This is a genomic window from Corynebacterium marambiense (genome assembly GCF_016342275.1).
Taxonomy (GTDB): Bacteria; Actinomycetota; Actinomycetes; order Mycobacteriales; family Mycobacteriaceae; genus Corynebacterium; species Corynebacterium marambiense.
This window is the reverse complement of sequence record NZ_JAEIOT010000005.1, coordinates 334132-353378: the sequence shown is the minus strand read 5'-3', so window position 1 is coordinate 353378 and position 19247 is coordinate 334132. Positions and strand designations below refer to the sequence as shown.

At 63.6% G+C, this 19247-nt stretch carries 14 protein-coding genes and 1 tRNA gene; 7 read left to right on the top strand and 8 right to left on the bottom strand.

Annotated elements, in window-relative coordinates; genetic code table 11:
• Positions 1-421 precede the first annotated feature (421 nt).
• Both JDV76_RS04265 and JDV76_RS04260 read left to right on the top strand, forming a co-directional pair.
• The gene (locus tag JDV76_RS04265) at positions 422-736 is read left to right on the top strand and encodes a hypothetical protein (RefSeq protein WP_198735632.1); all 315 of its coding nucleotides are present in this window, start codon (positions 422-424) and stop codon (positions 734-736) included.
• A 331-nt stretch (positions 737-1067) separates the two neighbouring features.
• A complete protein-coding gene (locus JDV76_RS04260; RefSeq protein ID WP_198735631.1) occupies positions 1068-1664 on the top strand; it encodes a hypothetical protein in 597 nt (198 codons plus the stop codon).
• Between the two features lie 359 nt (positions 1665-2023).
• Here the strand turns inward: JDV76_RS04260 and JDV76_RS04255 are convergent, their stop codons facing one another.
• The 3 genes from JDV76_RS04255 to argS all read right to left on the bottom strand — a co-directional run bounded on the left by JDV76_RS04255 (position 2024) and on the right by argS (position 5828).
• On the bottom strand, positions 2024-2524 hold the full coding sequence (locus JDV76_RS04255; RefSeq protein WP_198735630.1) for a hypothetical protein: 501 nt from the start codon (positions 2522-2524) through the stop codon (positions 2024-2026).
• Between the two features lie 172 nt (positions 2525-2696).
• Complete coding sequence (gene lysA / locus JDV76_RS04250) at positions 2697-4175, bottom strand: diaminopimelate decarboxylase (protein WP_198735629.1); 1479 nt, start codon at positions 4173-4175, stop codon at positions 2697-2699.
• Entirely contained in the window at positions 4176-5828 is a 1653-nt protein-coding gene (argS, locus tag JDV76_RS04245; RefSeq protein ID WP_198735628.1) for an arginine--tRNA ligase, read from the bottom strand. It lies immediately after the preceding gene.
• A gap of 855 nt (positions 5829-6683) precedes the next feature.
• Here argS and JDV76_RS04240 point away from each other — a divergent pair.
• The 5 genes from JDV76_RS04240 to JDV76_RS04220 all read left to right on the top strand — a co-directional run bounded on the left by JDV76_RS04240 (position 6684) and on the right by JDV76_RS04220 (position 12918).
• Positions 6684-8372, top strand: coding sequence for an L-lactate permease (locus JDV76_RS04240; RefSeq protein WP_198735627.1), 1689 nt, complete (start codon positions 6684-6686; stop codon positions 8370-8372).
• A gap of 490 nt (positions 8373-8862) precedes the next feature.
• Positions 8863-9648 (top strand): (Fe-S)-binding protein, encoded by a 786-nt coding sequence (locus JDV76_RS04235; RefSeq protein WP_198735626.1) that lies wholly within the window; start codon positions 8863-8865, stop codon positions 9646-9648.
• Positions 9645-11201 carry a lactate utilization protein B gene (locus JDV76_RS04230; protein WP_198735625.1) on the top strand — a complete coding sequence of 519 codons (1557 nt, stop codon included), beginning with the start codon at positions 9645-9647 and terminating at the stop codon, positions 11199-11201. Before JDV76_RS04235 ends, JDV76_RS04230 begins: the two co-directional genes overlap by 4 nt.
• Positions 11201-11872 (top strand): LutC/YkgG family protein, encoded by a 672-nt coding sequence (locus tag JDV76_RS04225; protein WP_198735624.1) that lies wholly within the window; start codon positions 11201-11203, stop codon positions 11870-11872. The genes JDV76_RS04230 and JDV76_RS04225 overlap by 1 nt, the downstream gene beginning before the upstream one ends.
• A gap of 970 nt (positions 11873-12842) precedes the next feature.
• Positions 12843-12918, top strand: a tRNA-Arg gene (locus tag JDV76_RS04220).
• 452 nt (positions 12919-13370) lie between these two features.
• Here the strand turns inward: JDV76_RS04220 and JDV76_RS04215 are convergent.
• The 5 genes from JDV76_RS04215 to JDV76_RS04195 form a co-directional block, all read right to left on the bottom strand.
• Positions 13371-13613: a PspC domain-containing protein gene (locus JDV76_RS04215; protein WP_198735623.1), complete on the bottom strand. Its 243-nt coding sequence runs from the start codon at positions 13611-13613 to the stop codon at positions 13371-13373.
• Positions 13614-13790: 177 nt separating this feature from the next.
• Positions 13791-14324, bottom strand: coding sequence for a MarR family winged helix-turn-helix transcriptional regulator (locus tag JDV76_RS04210; protein WP_198735622.1), 534 nt, complete (start codon positions 14322-14324; stop codon positions 13791-13793).
• Between the two features lie 212 nt (positions 14325-14536).
• Positions 14537-17170 carry an AAA family ATPase gene (locus JDV76_RS04205; protein WP_198735621.1) on the bottom strand — a complete coding sequence of 878 codons (2634 nt, stop codon included), beginning with the start codon at positions 17168-17170 and terminating at the stop codon, positions 14537-14539.
• Position 17171: 1 nt separating this feature from the next.
• A complete protein-coding gene (locus JDV76_RS04200) occupies positions 17172-18347 on the bottom strand; it encodes a metallophosphoesterase family protein (protein WP_198735620.1) in 1176 nt (391 codons plus the stop codon).
• Positions 18344-19186 (bottom strand): SWIM zinc finger family protein, encoded by an 843-nt coding sequence (locus JDV76_RS04195; RefSeq protein ID WP_198735619.1) that lies wholly within the window; start codon positions 19184-19186, stop codon positions 18344-18346. The genes JDV76_RS04200 and JDV76_RS04195 overlap by 4 nt, the downstream gene beginning before the upstream one ends.
• Between the last annotated feature and the right edge of the window lie 61 nt (positions 19187-19247).

Sequence of the window (19247 nt, the reverse complement as noted above, 5' to 3'; positions counted from 1 at the left end):
TAACCAAAAAACCACAGTCCATGAAATACCCCCTTCGGGCCATGAATACCACCGGCACGTTCCGTCGATATTCACACACCGAAACCGTCCAGAAATCGGACCATCAATTTCCATGGTTAAAGTAATCGTGTGCCCATTACGGAAAGATCTTCCTTTATCAAATACCCACACCTACCTGCACAAACATGATGATTAAAGAATTCCCTAAGTAACAGTTCGGAAAAAATTATGCGGCACCCTATTCCTGTCGAAAAAACACGCTAGTATCAATCTCGCCCGTCCGAATATTCCCGAGGTTATCCCACTCCCGATCCAACATAGTGGGAGACCTATATGGATGCTCAGCGGAATGTTCCCCTCGGGTTCACGACTGTCCAGACAGGACATACTGGCCACCATCCCCAAACTGAGGAGTCTCCCAATGAATTCCAACCGCCTCCGCCGTGGCATCATCGCCACCGCAACGTCCCTCGCCCTCATCACTGGCGGAACCTCGGTAGCAACCGCCGAGGCGAACACCAGTTCCGACACGAGTACCACCGGTGCCCTCCAGAGCGCAGTAACCAACCCGCAGGCCGCCGGCTCAGCCCTCCAGGGTTCGGCTGTAGGCGCCGGAGTTCTCGGATCGGTCATCCATCTGGCCATCTGGGGTGCGATCATCGCCGGTATCTACAACTTCGCGGTCTCCCAGCACGTCATCCAGGGACAGCCGATCACCCTTCCGCTTCCCCGATAGAAGTTGAGCGCCGTCGTGCGCTCTCCACAGCCGGATGGTGGACGTCCCCTGACAGGAACCCCGCCATCCGGTTTTCTGAATGCTCAACCCGGTATCCGACCGCGTCCGACCCGATTTTCTCGGCTTGAGTGACCTGCGCTTTCAACTAATCTCGAAAAATAATTCTGCTTTTTCTCCCATTTACGTAATGCCCAGCCGTCCATCACGATAGTGTTTCTGTACTCACCTCAACCGATCTTCTCGGTCGCGGTGCAGACAATCAGCTTTCCATCTTTCGCGTCCAGGCCCACCAGTTGGTCGGTCTAACGCACCCCTACAGGAGAAACTCTTCATGATGAACCGCCGCTTCACATCCGCCGCCATTGCGGCCGCCACTTCTCTCGCGCTGCTCGCCGGAACCGGCTCCGCAGTCGCCGATGATGCCGACGCCACCATCCACGCCACCACAAACAGCAGCGGTTCCTCCGTGAAGGCTGGCGCCGACGTTGATGGCGGCAAGAAGGACGGCTCCTCCGTCAACGACGTCACCGCCAAGATCAAGGACACCCTCGGCTCCTCCAAGGACAACGCCGACAACAAGAACGGTTCCTCCGTCAACGACGTCACCGCCAAGATCAAGGACACCCTCGGCTCCTCCAAGGACAACGCCGACAACAAGAACGGTTCCTCCGTCAACGACGTCACCGCCAAGATCAAGGACGCCCTCGGCTCCTCCAAGGACAACGCCGACAACAAGAACGGTTCCTCCGTCAACGACGTCACCGCCAAGATCAAGGACGCCCTCGGCTCCTCCAAGGACAAGGAGTCCGACTCCAACGCAAACGGTGGCTTCAAGCTGGTCCTGGGCCTCGGCGCTCTCGCCCTCGTCTTCAGCTTCGCCTACAACTGGGCCGTTCAGAACCACCTGATCGCTCCCCTGTTCCGCTAGGAACCGATCGCCGTCCCGGATTCGGATAGACGGCGCCACCGCCCCACAGCTCATTGCGTGCTGTGGGGCGGTTTCCGTAACTGTGGAGGCTACGGACTAGTGGTGCGACGTGCTCAGGGGATGACATGAACCCGGATTCCAGGGATCTCCGAGCCGTAGCGGTCTGATGGTCGGGGTCTGAGCCTGGATCAGATACGTTACTCGATCCCACCGGAGACACCGGCGACGATACGACAGCGCGAACCCGCCAGTCGGACACTGAAAACCCGGCCGAACACCTGTACCAGGTGCCCGACCGGGTTCTGCATCCGTCTCACCCGTGATGCGGCGAACGAGGTCCAGCCAGGAGATTTCATCTCCTAGTTGTTGATCTCGGAGCTCTTTTCCTCATAGATCTCGTTGCCGACCCTATCAAGGCACTCGTCGCGCTCTGCGGCGGTCGGGAGCTGGTTGCACTCGTTGATCTTCTGGAGGTTCTCCTCACCAACGAACTCCTCGGCGACTTTGAAGACCAGAATACTGAGAACGATGCTCAGTACGATGGCCACGACGGAGATCACGACGGCTGCGATGGACATCCCCTTGCCGTTCTTGGGGAGATTGATCTTACCGGCCTTGACGATGCCGATGATGCCGAGCACGATACCCGCGAGCGCCAGGAGCCAGTTGAGCAGCGGAACCCAGCAGAGCACGATGGCGAAGATGGAGACCCCCAGCGCCCACGGTGCGATGGCGTTCTTCGCGGGGGCGGAGGAAGCGGCGGGGTATCCGCCGTAGCCGCCCCCCTGATAGGCGCCACCATCCTGCGGGTAGCCGCCACCCGGCGGGACGTTGTTTCCGGAATCATTCGGTGTCGTCATGGAGAAAACTCTTTTCTGTCGGTTCCGTGAGCTGTTGCTAGTTCCGACACGGCATCCGCCGCGCCTGCCACGACCGGGACATGGGCGAGGTGAATCCCCGCCCCGCCGATACGGCCGTGGTGCCCGGCCAGTCTACGTAACCCGACCCTCACGGACAACACCCGTCACCGTCTCAGACGGATCCGTCCTCGAGGGAGAGAAGATCGTCCAGGGTCTCCCGGCGCAGCATGAGCCGTGATCGCCCCGAGCGGACCGTGACCACAGCCGGGCGCGTGAACATGTTGTACCGGGAGCTCATCGCGTAGCAGTACGCACCGGTTCCTGCGATCGCGAGCAGATCGCCGGCGGCGATGTCATCCGGGTATGTGACGTCACTCAGCAGGATGTCACCGGATTCGCAGTGGGAACCGACGACCCTGGTCGAGATTCCCTCACCGTCGACGAAGCGGTTAACCACCCGTCCTTCATATTCCGCCTGGTAGAGAGCGGGGCGGATGTTATCGCTCATTCCTCCGTCAACGGAAAGGTAACGACGGGTGGAGTTTTGAGCAGTGTGGACGTCCTTGACGGTACCGACGGTGTAGACGGTCACCGTCGATGGACCGGCGATTGCGCGACCGGGTTCTACGAGCAGCTCAGGCGGAGTGAGCCCCAGGGATTCCGCGTGGGTGGTGACCTCACGGAGCAGGGTCGCGGCGACATCCGGTACATCGAGGGGGGCCTGTCCCTCCGTGTAGGCGATGCCGTATCCGCCACCGAGGTCGAGGATTGAGACAGCGGCGGAGGCGGTCTCTCGGTCGAGGTCCCGCTTCAGCTGGCCCATCAGACCGAGCAGGCGTTCGGCAGCGAGGGAGAAGCCCTGGGCGTCGAAGACTTGTGAGCCGACGTGGCAGTGAAGCCCAACGAGCTTCAGGTTCTGAGCCCCGACGGCAGCGAGGCATGCGGCGTGTGCGGAGCCGGAGGCGAGGGAGAACCCGAATTTCTGATCCTCGTGGCTGGTGGCGATGAACTCGTGGGTGTGCGCCTCGATGCCGGGTTTGACCCGGACGAGTACCTCCTGGACGACGTCCTCCTCCACTGCGATAGCGGAGAGTCTGCCGATTTCCTCGGCGCAGTCGAGGACGACGTGTCCGACACCGGCGGTGACACTCGCTCGGAGAAGCGCGTCGGTTTTGTTGTTGCCGTGCACGGTGATGCGGGACGCTGGGAAATCGGCGGCTAGCGCGACCTGCAGCTCCCCCAGGGAGGCGACGTCGAGGGAGAGCCCCTCCTCGTCGATCCAGCGGGCTATCGTACGGGTGAGGAACGCCTTGGATGCGTAATGGACGTTGTGCCCACCGCCGAAGGCGTCGGCCATGTCGCGGCACCGCGAACGGAAGTCATCCTCGTCGACGACGAACACCGGCGTGCCGTAGGTTTCCGCGATCTCCGGTAGCGGGACCCCTGCGATGGTCACGACACCGTCGTCCTGGCGCCGGGCGTTCCTCGGCCAGACGTGCCCGGGAAGCCCGTTGAAGGTGTCCGCGACATGAGGTATCGCGGACGTAGTTACGGGGGAGCCTGCGGCACGCTTCTCGACGGAGTCGAACCCGCTCTCAGCGATTCCGGCGATGGCGCGACGTTCGAGCGATGCATCATTGCGGCGGTTCATCTACATCCGCTCCGGTGCAGTGACGCCGACGAGGCGCAGGGCGTTGGCGAGGGTCTGGCGGGTCGCCGCCGCGAGCGCAAGGCGGGCACGATGAACCGGTTCGGCCTCGTCCCCTCCCCGAGGCAGGATCTGACAGGTGTCGTAGAACCGGTGAAAGGTCCCCGCGAGCTGTTCCGCGTACCGGGCGACCCGGTGTGGCTCCCGGAGCTCCGCGGCCGCCGTGACGACTGCGGGGAACTCACCCAGGGTGCGGATGAGTTCGCCCTCCCTGGGCTCGGTGAGCAGGGAGAGGTCAGCCCCCGCGTAGTCGACGCCGAGGTCCGCGGCCTTCCTGGCGATGGAGCAGAGCCGGGCGTGTCCGTACTGCACGTAATACACGGGATTGTCGCTGGACTGGGACGACCAGAGGTCCATGTCGATGTCCAGTGTGGAATCGACGGAGGAACGGATCAGGGCGTAGCGGGCCGCGTCAACGCCGATCGCCTCGACGAGATCGTCCAGGGTGATAACCGTGCCCGCACGCTTCGACATCTTCTTCACCTCGCCGTCCTTGACCAGGCTGACCATCTGCCCGATCATCACCTCAACGCTGTCCGGGTCGTACCCCAGCGCCGCCGCGGAGGCCTTCAGCCGGGCGATGTATCCGTGGTGGTCCGCGCCCAGCATGTAGATGCACAGGTCGTGGCCGCGTTCGATCTTGTCGACGACATAGGCGATGTCACCCGCGATGTAGGCGGCGTCACCGTCGGACTTGATGACGACACGGTCTTTGTCATCACCGAAAGCGGAGGACTTCAGCCACCAGGCGCCGTCCGCCTCGTAGAGGTTTCCGTTCTTCTTGAGCATCTCGATGGCGCGGGCGACCGCCCCGGAATCAAACAGGGAGTTTTCGTGGAAGAACACGTCGAAGTCCGTACCGAACTCGTGGAGGGAACTCTTGATGTGGGCGAACATCATCTCGACGCCGTGGGCGCGGAAGGTCTCCTGCATGGTGGCGGGATCCTGGTTCAGGACGCCCGGGACCTCCTCCTTCACGGCGTCGGCGATCTCGCCGATGTAGGCGCCGCCGTATCCGTCCTCGGGAGTGGGTTCCCCCTTGGCTGCCGCGACGAGGGAACGGGCGAAGCGGTCGATCTGGGTGCCGTGGTCGTTGAAGTAGTACTCGCGGGTCACGGTGGCACCACAGGCGGTGAGGATGCGACCGAGTGAATCGCCGACTGCGGCCCACCTCGTGCCACCGAGGTGAATCGGACCGGTGGGGTTCGCGGAGACGAACTCAAGGTTGATTCGTCGACCGGCGACGACGTCGCCGTTACCGTAATTCTCCCGGCACGCGAGGATCTCCTCGACGATCTTCCCCTGGGCGTCCGCCGCCAGCCGGATGTTAATGAAGCCGGGACCCGCCACGTCGGCTTCAGCGATGGCATCGGACTCGCCGAGTGCCGCAACGAGCCAGGTGGCTAATTCCCGCGGACTGGTCCCCACCTTCTTCGCCGTCTGCATGGCCACGTTCGTGGCGTAATCACCGTGCTCGGGGTTGCGTGGTCGCTCGACGGTGACCTGCTCCGGAAGGAGCGCGGGGTCGAGGCCGCGGGCGTCCAGCACACCGGTGGCGGTGGTCTTGATGAGGGAGGCGAGATCTGATGGAGTCACGGTCAGTCATGGTATCAGCCCACCTGGCACGATCCGCGAACTCTCGCCGCCCCGTTTCTCCGCATCACACCTCCACACAGTGCCGGTGGAATCCGGGAACCATGCGCGGTGGGCAGAGTAGCCGGCCCTTTTCGATCGGGAAACTCTTCCTCGGAACCGTGTCAGGTACTGCCACCAGAAGGGGGGGCCAACACTCCTGGATGCCGGCACCTCCACGGGCGAAATGGGGAGTGAGGATCCGACACAAGCGGTAATAAAACTCCCTTTCAGGGGTATCTAGTCTCCACAATTGGGTATATCCGTCTTTTCAGGTTCACGTCGAAGATCCCGAAACACCCTTTCACCACCTTCCGACAACAGTGGACAATGTGGGCCCGCCACCCCACGGCCCACACAGATGCACCTCCACCCGCGGAGCCGACACCATCATGAGCATTGTCCCCACCTGACGCAGCACTCCGGAAGAAGAGGGCCCACTCCACAGGTCTACCTGCACCGCCGGAACACCACCCACGCGGTGACACCAAACCCGGCCGACGATCATTTAACTACCCCCGGGGGTAGTTGAGTCGAACCTCCTTTCTCAGGCAAATCCGATTCTGAGGAAGGATAAAAATTAGGTCCTCTCAGTGCACCGATGCTGTCCATCACGTCCACGCAATCCACCGCCACAGACATTGCCCGTGACATTGACTTCCGAATCACAACACCTTTCTCATCCATTCCCGAAAATTGATCGAAGCACCCCCTTAGGATTCAGGAAGACTCACCGTGGCTTCTGTCTGTCCGACAGACTTGATCGATTCTGCACATTACGATCCGCCACACTTACCCCACGAACCACAAGGAGGTCCCATGAGGGATTTCACCATTCTCACCAATGCGGTGGGTGGAAGTCTCGGACTTTCAGCAGCCGTCGCCACCATTCCGCTCCTGACATTTTTCGCGATGCTGATCCTCGTCAAGGCACGGGCACACACCGCCGCGCTCGTCGCGCTATTGGCGTCTCTCATCGTCGCGATCGTCGGATTCAAGATGCCGGTCGCCCTCGCTGTGGCGTCAGCGTTTCGTGGTGGGGTATTCGGCCTCTTTCCGATCGTCTGGGTTATCGTCATGGCCCTCTGGTTCTACGAGGTGACGGTCGTGTCGGGCCGCTTTGAGGATCTCCGGAGGACCTTCGACCGTCTGGGCTCCGGAGACATCCGTATCCAGGCGATTCTGATCGCCTTCTGCTTCGGCGGCCTCCTTGAGGCGCTCGCCGGCTTCGGCGCACCCGTGGCCATCACCGCGACAATGATCCTCGCCCTTGGCGTGAAACCACTGAAGGCCGCGGTCGTCGTTCTTCTCGCCAACACCGCCCCGGTCGCCTTCGGCGCCGTGGCCATCCCGATCACCACCGCCGGCGCCGTCGCCGGAAGAACCACGGAGCAGACGGAGAACATCGCCGCGATCGTGGGGCACCAGGCACCGTTCCTGGCGTTCTTCGTCCCGATCATCCTTCTTTTCATCCTGGACGGGGTCAAAGGGATCCGCGACGCGTGGATCCCCGCCATCGTCATCGGCTTCTCCTTCGGCATCGCCCAGTGGGCCACCTCGAACTTCTTCGCTTACCAGCTCACCGACGTCGTCGCCTGCATCTTCTCCCTTGGCGTCGCGGTCGCGTTCCTCCGAATCTGGACCCCGCGCGGAGTCCCAGCCATGCGCAAGCGCCTCGGGGTCGGCGAGATCAAGGCTGCGGAGGAGCTGCCTGCGGGTCGCATCTGGATGGCACTCATGCCCTACGCCGTCGTCACAGTGATCTTCGGGATCGCCAACTTGGGAAAGACGATCCCCGAGGCATTGAGCGCAGCCTCCATCACCTTCGACTGGCCATTGCTCGCCGACCACCTGCTCACCGAGGAGGGTACCCCGGTGAAATCCGCTTACACCTTCGCATGGCTGTCCAACCCGGGCACACTGCTGCTGATCTCCGGACTCATCGTCACACTGCTCTACTCGATCTTCAATGAGGGCGGAAAGTACCGGATCACCTTCGGTGGCGCATTCTCCGCGATGGCGCACTGCATGGTGAAGATGCGGTGGGCGGCACTCACCATCGCCGCTGTTCTCGCACTGGCCTACGTGATGAACTTCTCCGGCCAGACCGTTGCGATCGGCCAGTTCGTCGCGTCCCTCGGCGCGGTCTACGGTTTCCTCGCACCGACCCTCGGATGGGTAGGCACCGCCGTGACCGGCTCCGACACGTCCGCCAACGCCCTGTTCGGGAAGATGCAGGTCACCGCCGCCGAAGGTGCGGGATACAACCCGGACCTCATGCTCGCGGCGAACACCACGGGTGGCGTCGTCGGCAAGATGATCTCCCCGCAGTCCCTCGCCATCGCGGCCACCGCGGTGTCCATCGACGGCAACGAGGCAGACAGCCCCAAGGAGTCCGACATCTTCAAGGCCGTCGTCCCCTGGTCGCTCATCATGCTCTTCGCTGTCTGCTGCCTGGTGTTCCTTCAGACGAACGTCCTGAGTTTCCTCGTCACAACCGTCGGGTAGCACCACCCCCAGAACCACGCGCCACAGCAGCGCCACCGCGACCCCGGCACATCCTGTTCCCACGATTCACAGCGTGCCGGGGTCGCAGTGCCTTTACCGGTAAAATCCCGCAGGCTATTCCCACATGAAATTTCCACAGAATCAGGGGCGGAATTAGTAATAAAGAAGAGTGTGGACGAATGCAAAAATTGTCACCGCCACAAATTTACATTTTCGAATACTCCCGAATTCCCTTCCTTACACCCACTACAGCCACATCTATCGGGCTTCGGCGCGGATCTAGAAATAAAGACGTTCACCAGCACCGTTATCGTCGAGGAACAGCTGTGTTCCTCCGAGAACAACCCCCACGAAGACTCCTGTTTTTGTGTGACTCACAACCGGCCGGAGGAGTATCGTGGAAACCATCAGTCGTGCCACCACATTCACCCATGGCGGATTAGGCAAGGCTTCAGTGAATTAGACAGCCCATCAACAGCGAGGAGCACCCATGCGTGTCGCTCTCTTCTCAACCTGCATCGGGGACGCGATGTTCCCAGACGCGGTCAAGGCCACCGCTGTGGTCATCTCACGCCTCGGGCACGAGGTCGTTTTCCCCCCGGAGCAGACCTGCTGCGGTCAGATGCACGTCAACACCGGATACCAGCGTGAAGCGGTTCCGCAGATCGAGAACTACGTCGATGCCTTCTCCGACCCGTCGATCGACTGTGTCGTCGCCCCCTCCGGTTCCTGCACGGGCGCCGTCCGGGAACAGCACGTTCACGTCGCCAAGCGGTACGGCAGGAAGGGACTGGCGGACGCCGCCCAGAAGACCGCCGACAAGACCTACGATCTCTCGGAGTTCCTCATCGATGTCGCCGGCGTCGATCAGCTCGGGGCATTCTTCCCCCACCGGGTGACCTACCACTCGACCTGCCACTCGCTCCGCTTCCTCAAGGTCGGTGACCGTCCGCTCCGGCTGCTTCGCAACGTCGAGGGAATCGATCTCGTCGAACTGCCCCACGCGGACGAGTGCTGCGGATTCGGCGGCACGTTTTCCGTGAAGAACGCCCACACCTCGGCGGCGATGGTCGCCGACAAGGTCCGCAACATCCGCGACACCCGGGCAGAATACGTCACCGCCGGTGACGCCTCCTGCCTGATGAACATCGGTGGGTCGCTCTCCCGGCAGCAGTCGGGTGTGCGAGCCCTCCACATGGCTGAGATCCTCGCTTCCACGAAGCAGCACCCGTGGCAGCCGGACTCCGCCATCTACTCGAAGGAGGCCATGCTGTGACAACGCTCCTCGGAACCCCGAAGATGCCGCCCCGCGCACCGAAGGGTGTCGGACACCTCCGCGGCACCCAGAGCTTCACCAAGGCGGCGGAGACCGAACTCGACAACGCCACCCAGCGCCGCAACCTGCACAAGGCGACCCACACCATCCGCGACAAGCGCATGCAGGTCATCACCGAGATTGATGACTGGGAGCGGCTTCGTGAAGCCGGATCCCACATCAAACGCGATGTCATGGCCCGGATGCCGGAACTCCTCGAACAGTTCGAACAGTCCGTTACCGCCCGCGGCGGACACGTGCACTGGGCGCGGGACGCCAACGAGGCGGGCGCCATCGTCACTGAACTCGTCAAACAGACCGGCGAAACCAACGTCGTCAAGATCAAGTCGATGGCGACGATGGAGATTGGGCTGAACGACCAGCTCCGGGAGGCGGGGATCTCTGCCCGGGAGACCGACCTCGCCGAGTTGATCGTGCAACTCGGCCACGACACACCGAGTCACATCCTGGTCCCCGCCATCCACCGGAACCGCGCCGAGATCCGGGACATCTTCGTCAAGGAGATGCCCACCACCGACGAGACCCTGTCAACCGAGCCTGCCGAACTCGCGGAAGCCTCACGGCTCTTCCTCCGGGAGCAGTTCATGCGCGCGAAGGTCGCGATCTCCGGCGCGAACTTCGGCGTCGCGGAGACCGGCACCGTCGCCATCGTCGAATCCGAGGGCAACGGGCGGATGTGTCTCACCCTGCCCGAGACCCTCATCAGCGTGATGGGCATCGAGAAGCTCCTGCCGACATTCCGCGACTTCGAGGTGTTCCTGCAGCTGCTCCCCCGCTCCTCCACCGGTGAGCGGATGAATCCCTACACCTCCCTGTGGTCCGGTGTCACCGAGGGCGACGGTCCACAGAACTACCACATCGTGCTCATCGACAACGGACGGACCGCGGCACTCGCCAACGAGATCGGCCGCGAGGCACTCAAGTGCATCCGCTGCTCGGCCTGCCTCAACGTCTGTCCCGTGTACGAGCGTGCCGGTGGGCACGCCTACGGTTCGACCTACCCGGGTCCGATCGGCGCGATCCTCACCCCGCAACTCACGGGAATCGACTCGGCCCATGATCCGAACGCCTCCCTGCCGTACGCATCCTCACTGTGTGGTGCCTGCTACGAGGCCTGCCCGGTCAAAATCGACATCCCGTCCGCGCTGCTGGAGCTGCGGCACCAGAAGATCGAGGGTCACAAACCGAAGATCGAGGGTGTCATCATGGGCGCCATGGGGCTCGCTTTCGGCAACCGGCACATCTGGAACGCCGCAACGCACCTGGTGTTCCTCGGCCGGATCCTCGGCGGCTTCGATGGGCGGATCACCCATCTGCCGAGTTTCCTCGCCGGTTGGACCGACGTGCGAGACACCTGCGTACCACCGAAGAAATCGTTCCGGCAGTGGTTCGACACCGACGAGGCCCGGGAACTGCTCGCCGAAGCGCGGCGCACCGGTATCCCCGGCTCTGAGAACGCCGCCTCCGGCGACGAGAACGGGGAGGAGAACTGATGTCCACCGGCACCCGCAGCGCACTGGAGCGCTCGACGAATGCGGCCGCGAAGAAGGAGATTCTGAAGCGGATCAGGAACGCCCACAAGCTCGCCAACACCGCCCCCGGCCCGGTGGCGGTTCCCCGCGAGTACAATTTTGAGCCCGACATGGACTGGCCTGAGCTCAAGGAGGTCCTGGTCGACAGGCTCCTCGATTACAAGGCCATCGTCGAGGAGACCACACCGGACAAGGTCAGCGACACCATCACCTCGATCCTCAAGGGCCGGGGCGCCCGCACGGTCCGGTACGCCGAGGGCCTTGATGCCGAACTGTTCTCTGGCTTCGACGGTGACGCCGGGCCCGACGACTGGGACACCGACCCCCGGCTTCTCAACGAGGTCGACGTCGTGGTCACAGACAGCAGGGTCACCTCGGCGCAGACCGGCACGATCTGCCTGGAAACCGGCCCCGAATGCGGACGCCGTGCCCTGACCCTCGTCCCGGACTGCCACATCTGCATCGTGCGCCGCGACAGCGTCGTCTACGGAGTCCCCGCGATGATCGAGCGCCTCGACCGGCGCCAGCCGATCACGATGATCTCCGGCCCGTCCGCGACCTCGGACATCGAACTCAGTCGCGTTGAGGGGGTTCACGGCCCCCGCACGCTGATCGTCGTGATCGTCGACTGACCGCGCCGCTCAACCTCAAATCAAAGGACACTGAGTGACCGAACCTCCGGTCGCCCGGTGTCCTTTGTCTGCAACAGGCGTCTGACCACCTCACGGTGTATTCCGTGACCACGTGCCGATGGTTCACTCGCACCGCCGATTCCCCACGTCCGGGCCGGAACACCCGCTACGCTCGACACGGCGGTCGCTGATGCCTCCCTATCCCGTAGCATCTGACCGAGCGAAAAACCTGTCGACCGGCACCAGGCCCATATGGGTCCTACCCACCAGCGACCCGTGGGCCCTCGACCGATACCTATGGAGCGGAAGCCCGACGCTATACCTATCGCGGCAACCACCAGGGAACCAGACACCGATTCGGGCTTCGGGGATATATCCCGGGCCGGGTCCGACGATCGGGATCGTGTGCATACCTCGCCGGGAGCGGTTCGCTTCCGGGCCGCGACGGCGCCGTGCAGAATCCGTAGAAACAGTAGTCATGCGACCCCACTGAAGGTTCCATGCAGCAGTCGATACGGGACCTTGTGGAGAGCACCCCGGACCGGTGTCACAGGTGAGGCCCAGGCCCTCGTTCCGGACGGATGCAGACTAGGCACGTCGGATCATCACCCCGTGGTGACCGGGCGAGACTACTGCGGCGTACTGGATGGTCGACATCCGCCCGGGGCACCGGTGACGCAGACCCGTTCCGACTACGGAACAATGCCCTAGGGTGTCCCCGAGATTCAGCCGGATGATCAGGGCCGAGAGGAAGGGCCAGTCCCAAGAAACCAGAGTAACGCGCAGTCGATGGATTAGTGGGCGACAACCTTCCCACCGGTTCAGGGCACCACCCAGGGACCGCCCACCTGCGCCGGTACCAGCTACCGGAGAGCCGTTTGGTGACCGAGCCCCCTCGGGTGCTAAAGTCATATGCGTTGCGCGGTCACCGGTGCGGGGTACGCTACTCCACCAGGAACCACGTTGACACGCCTCCGTAGCTCAGGGGATAGAGCATTGGTTTCCGGTACCAAAGGTCGCACGTTCGATTCGTGTCGGGGGCACCACAGACAAGGAGAGGCTCCACCACCAACAGTGGTGGAGCCTCTCCTTTGCGTATCCGTCAGCTGATTCCGTCCGGGTACTGAACTACGAGACCCGGTTCCCGACTCCGACGAGCTTCCGCAGATTCCCCGACGAAACGTCCAGCGATGACAGTTGATTGAGTGGTCTCGCGGAAGACCGTTCCTGGCCACCGGGTGACCCGGCGAGACCCCCGCGGGTCCGGGACACGGACCGACGGATACGGAGTAATCCTTCCAGTCGATCGCTCCTGAGCTGGGAGGTACCAGCGCGAGCGCAGTGCAGTCATTGACGGGTTGGGCGTCAACTCAACCCGGCGGCACGACACCCAGCCCCCCAACCACATTCTGAGGGCCTGACCTGGAGGTTCTACGGGGTCAGGCCCTCACGGTCACAGGCCGTTCCAGTTCGGCGGGTCTGGCTGCCCGGAACCAGGTCACGCCTCAGGACTGGGCATGATGAACCACATGACGAAGTAGAACAGCATCTGGGGGCCGGGGAGCAGGAACGACGCCACGAACAAGATGCGCAGCAAGGTGCTGTTGATCCCGTAGGTCTCTCCGATTCCACCAAGAACTCCGGCGACCATCCTGTCGGTTGCGCTGCGACGCAGTTTCCGCTTCAGAAGAGGTGCACCATCCCCGGTGCGGGGGCCGCTGTCAGTATGTCCGTATTCCATGATCGCACCTTTCTCGAGCTGCCGGGGACGGGCTGGTTGATGATCTCCCCTACGGATTCCATTATCCGGGGTACCGTGGTCAACCACATCAGGGATTTCCCGGACCTTTCCCTGATCTTTCCCGGCGCACATCTGTGCTGGTGCCGGGTGACCGATCAAGCACGGGGTGCGATCCGGTTACGCGGTCGACCCGTCGGTGTCGGGGAATGCGTGCCGTTCGGGATCGAATCCCTCGGCCCCGGGGACGTTGTCGACCTTCAATACGGTCTCGAGGTACCGGCTCAATAGGGGAATGTCGGCGGGATCCAGGTCGTCGAAGATCAGACGCCGCACCGACTCAACATGCTTCGGTACCGCCGCGACGAGACGTTCGGTCCCCTCAGGGGTGATCTGTACGACCACTCCGCGCGCGTCACCCGCGCACCGGGTTTTAATCACGAGGCCACGACGCTGCATCCGGGTGATCTGGTGCGACATCCGTGACCGGTCCCAGTCGAGGTCGGAACAGATATCCCGAAGTCGCATCTGCCGGTCAGGATTCTCTGAGAGGCTGACGAGGACAGCGAACTCGGACGTGGACAGCCCATGGTCGGTGACCAGTGTCTCCTCGATGCACCGGCTCGCCTTACGTACCGCGGAGAGAAGGAGACGCCAGAATGCCTGCTCCTCCGGCGACAGCCAGCGTGGCGCCGGTTGGGGATCCCTATTCATGCCATTGACTGTATCGGGCGTCACTCCAAGCTCGAAATCCCGGAACCACGAGGTATGAGTGTGACAGCCCGGTTAACCCCGGTAAGTGCGCACTGGTCCGTAGCGGATAAGGAGAACCGGGGACGTGAACCTGACACCACTTCCCGACCCCGAGATTGGCCGTGGAGTACATGTGGAACCCCCATATGGCGACCATGACATCCGGGTCGTCATCACTTCCGCAGCTCCGACATCGTCAGGTGCCGACGCCCGGGGACGTGGTCATAGCGGGCCGGCACACAGGTGAGGACGAACACCTGCCCCACTTTTCCGGCGTCGGCGAGGACCGTCGCCATCCGGCGGAGACGCCCACTATCCGTGCTCCCCAACGCATCATCGATGAACACAGGCACCCCCTCAGCTTGTCCGACCAGTTCCGCGACGGACAGTCGAACGAGAATTCCAATCTGCTCCCGGGCACCGCCCGACAACGAGTCGACGTCGATGGTCAACTGTCCGAGGGTACGGTCCGCGACCGCAAGCTCCTCCGTCAATCCGAAACTCACGTCCGGACCGAACACGGTCGCAGCCATCGTGGTGAGTCGCCGTGCGAACGGCTCCGCATACCGGCGACGCGCCTGGTCCCGGTGCCGGAGAAGGACCTCCCGCAGTTTCCCCGCTGCTTCCGCCCGACGAAGCGTCGATGACAGGTCCTCCCGAGCCCGTCGTTCAGCGGACGCTGCTTTCTCCAGGCGTTCTTCTGCACCGGTGGCCTGCTCAATCCGTCCCCTGTTTTCCGCGACCGCACGTTCCGCCTGCCTGATCGTCTCATCGATCGACCGCACCTGCGCTTCCGCGCCTCGGAGCAGTTTGTCGACCAGTTCGGGGTTCACCGCGTCGAGCTCCAGTCTGGCTGCTTCAAGTTCCCCGGCAGCATCCGTCTTCGCTCGCGTCTGCGTGTCGATGAGCTTCTCCAGCTCAGTTTCGGTCGGCTCCGAGATGTCCGGTTCCCCTCCGTCGAGAGCCTCCTCAGCACGAGTGAGGGCCGCACGCGAGAACCCGATTCTCGCGTCGTGGACAGCGAGAGCCTCCTTGGCCCGACGTTCCGATTGAGCAGACAACTGCGTCCTGACGAGCGCAACCCGGTTCTCGGCGTCAAGCTTGGCGGTCTTCGCCGCCTCGAGTTTTTCCTCGACATCGTCGAGATCGTCCGGACCCGCCGGGAGTCCGGTTCCAGGATCACCGAGTGCGGTCATTTCGTGCTTCATCGCGTGTTCGTCCCGCCCTGCGAGCGTGGCCTGACGCTCCCGGCGGAGGGCCGCAAGTTCCCGCTCCTGCGCCCGGTATCCAGCGAGCCGTTTCCTGGCCGTATCTACATCCGGACATTCCATCGCCCGAAGTATGGTCTCAAGCGCCTGTTCCGCGGAACTGACATCGGCGTTCGCGCTTTCGATTCCGGCACCGGGGGTGATCACGGCGGTCACCCCCGCCGTGGTGAAGGTCATCGTCTCAGTGATGTCATAGGTGCGCCCGTCATCGTCAAGCGTGACGGCTTCCCCGTCGATCGCGACGTCGGTCGGTTCCGCCGCTGTCAGGGAGATCTTGGCCGACGCCGAGTCCCTCCTGCTACGGGCGAGGGTGAGCTCGAGTTCTGCTTTCTCCGCTGCGGCGACATCCGGTTCGGTGACGATGTTCTCCGCCAACTCCGCCCGGAGCGTCGACATGCGCCCGTCGAGCGCATCGAGTTCCCCGAGGACACCCTCGAGTTCCGTCCGCCGCAGAGCGACGAGCACGTCCTTGTGCTGCCGTTCCCTGGACTCCACCAGCTCTGTGGCTTTTGTGAGGTCTTCCTCTGCCGCGCCGAGCTCCACCCGAAGCTCGTCGATCCGACGTTGCTCCCGGTCTGCGGCCTCGGCGAGATCCGTACGGGCATCGGTGAGGGCGGCGAGTTCCTCCGCCATCGTCGCCACCTGGGCAGTGAGTCCCTTCCGCCGCCGGAGGTTCGCCAGCGACGCCTCCAGGGTCGCGGTGGCTGCGGTGAGAGCGTTCTCCGCCGCCGTCACACGAGCAGCCGCCTGCTCCGCTTGCTTCGCGGAAGCCCGCAGCTCGGCGCGTTCTCTGATGGCCCCGGGGCGGCGCCCCCGCGCCGCGGACTCTTCCTCGGACCAGCGGCGGACCTCCTCCACGTACCCGGCGAGCCTCTCGACGTCAGCGGCGGCATCATCGAGTTCCGTCGCGGCACTGTCCGCGGCTTTCCGCGTCGCTTTGAGTTCCCCTGTCTCCGCCCCGCGGGCGGCGGTGTAGTAGCGCTCGTACTCTTCCTCGACGCGCCGAAGGAGTTCTTCTCCTTCCTCAACCGGGGAGCCTACATCGCTATTCGGGCCATCCGGATATTCGAGCGCACGGGCGAGCGAGGGGACACCTGCGGTCGAGACCGCGGCATCCAGCTCGCCCTGTCGGACGAAGAGAACGTCCATGAGAGCGGTGTCCAAGTACTCGTCGAGGATTGCGGTAAGCCGGTCTTCAGCGTCACGCCCGGTGAGGTTCTCCGAATGGGGCCGACACACGGTGAGTACAGCTGACTTCTGCCGGAGATAGCTTTTCGTGACGGTGAAGGAATAGGGACCGACCGTCGCGGCGAGTTCGATGCGGGGCGCGACGTCCTCCCCGACCGGCTGAAGTGCCCTGACCTCTTTGCGGCTGCTCGAGTGGGGAACGGTGAGTACCGTCCGTACGGATTCGAGGATGGTCGATTTTCCTTGTTCGTTGTCTCCGCTGATGACGATGAGACCGGTTTCGGGCAGGTCACTGAGCTCCAGATGACCGATTCCACGGACGTTGTCGAGGGTGATCGAGTGGATGCGCATGTCAGTGTCCCTTCTCAGCGAATCGGTGGAGCAGCCGGAGGGCATCCCTGGCGACCGGATCGGCGGGCGTAGTTTCGGAGCCGAGAGCCGCGTCGAGGAGCTCGTCCCATGCGCCAGCCGCGTAGCCCGACAGCTGGAGCTCCCGGAGCTCCTCGTCGCACGGAACCACTGTGATATCCATCAGCCGGGGGCGTTCACGGAGGGAAGCGAACCGGGGTTGCAGGCGGGTGATCCCGGATTCGAGCCGCTGCCACGTGGAGAGGTCGACGGATCCGCGGAGCGCGTACTTGATCACCGTCCGGGCCTTATCCGGGTAGGCCTCCAGCCGGGCGATGAAGGCCGTGACATCCTCGGCGGAGTTGATTTCCGCACCGAGCGCCTCGAAAGTCCACGTCCCGACGTCGATCTGCTCGACCGAGACGTCCGCCACCGAGTCAGGATCGTCGTCATCGACGGTCACCGTGACCACGAGGGCGGTGCCCGAGTTGTCCTCCCCGCCCCCAGCGGAGTCGAGATCGTGGTAGTCGGTGACCTCCGGAGCACCGGAGAACCAGATTCTCCCTGTTCCGCCCACCGGTTGGGCGGAGTGGGTGTCACCGAGTGCGACGTAGTCGATGACCCGGCGCGCCACCGCGTCTTCCAGGGTGCCGAGGTCGAGTAACCCCGGGGCCGGTTCGCCTCCCCGGTGCTGCACCTGTCCGTGGGCGGTGAGGATCCGGATACCTGATGTGGGTTCCAGTCGTGCGAGTGCGCGGGCAGCAAGGTCCTCACTCGCGTATCTGGCGGTGAGTGGCGCACCGACCAGTTCGATCCCGGGGGCTACCTCCACCGGCGTATCGTCGGCCAGGACATTGACGCCGGGGATGGTGCACGCACCATAGAAAGGGCTCGTAGCCGTCAGTGGGTCATGGTTGCCGGGCAGGAGCCAGACGGGGGTTCGCAGCGACGCCAGTGCCTCGAGAGCACGCCCGGTGGTGTGGTCCGCGAGGCTGTTGTGCTCGAAGACATCGCCTGCGACCAGTATGAACGAGCACCCGTGGTCGACCGCTGCGGCGTCGAGTGCCCGGATGGCATCGATGCGGGCCTGGTCGAAGCGGGACTGTGCCTCTGGTGGAAGGAACCAGCGTTCCATCCCGAGCTGCCAGTCGGACGTGTGGAGGAAGGTGATCGTGGTCATGTACTGCTCCGAGGTCCGCGGGTGAGGTGATGGTAGAGCTCGGTGATGTCGGCGACCCCGGCGCGGGCCTCGATCCTGGTGTACGAGGCCGTGAACAACGCGTCGGCGAGCTTCTCGGGGTCGGTGTCGTCGATGAGCGGAGCCAGCGCCGGGTCCGGCAGCGGGGGCAACTGCCCGCCCTGCCAGAACTCCTCCGAACTCACCACCGCTGTTTCCCCGCGCTTGGCCACCGCCCCACTCATGCTCCGCTGCACGGACACCGGGTCGACGCCGCGCAGTGCGTAGAGGAGGTGCGGACCGGCATCGAACTTCTCCGAAGCGACGCGGGCGACCGCCACGGAATGCTTGCACACCGGCGTCGGGTCCGGGCAGGTGCAGTGGAGTCGCAGTTCCGCGGCATCCGCGCAGAGCAGGACATCCAGGACCTCATCGGGAATGCTGCCGCGGCGCACGGCGTCTATGCCGCGGGGGTCCCCTGCTAGAACCCTGATCGCCTCCTGCAGGTCCTCGGCGCTCCTGTACGCGAGTCCCACGGTGACGGTGAACGGCTCGTTCTGGCTTCCGGCGACCGTGCCGGTGATGCGGTCCCGGTCAACCACGACCGAGAGCACGTTCCCGTTGTCGGCGTAGGCGCGGCCGCGCTTCCGTCGCCCCTCCTCGGCCAGCTCGGCGACCCCCTCACCGAGCCTACGGGTGACGGGGCTCACGGGGGCGGTCTTCTTCCGCGAGGTTCCGGGGCGGGAGGTCTCCGTGACCCGGGTGGTGCGTCCGAAGTTGGCGTAGATGACGTTGTCGGCCCCCGTCACGTGTCCCCTGCGAGGCTTTTCCTTGGGACTCATCGCTCCGTCTCCTCCTTCAGTGTGACCGGACCGGTCGGCGGATCGGCGGCCCGGGACCCCC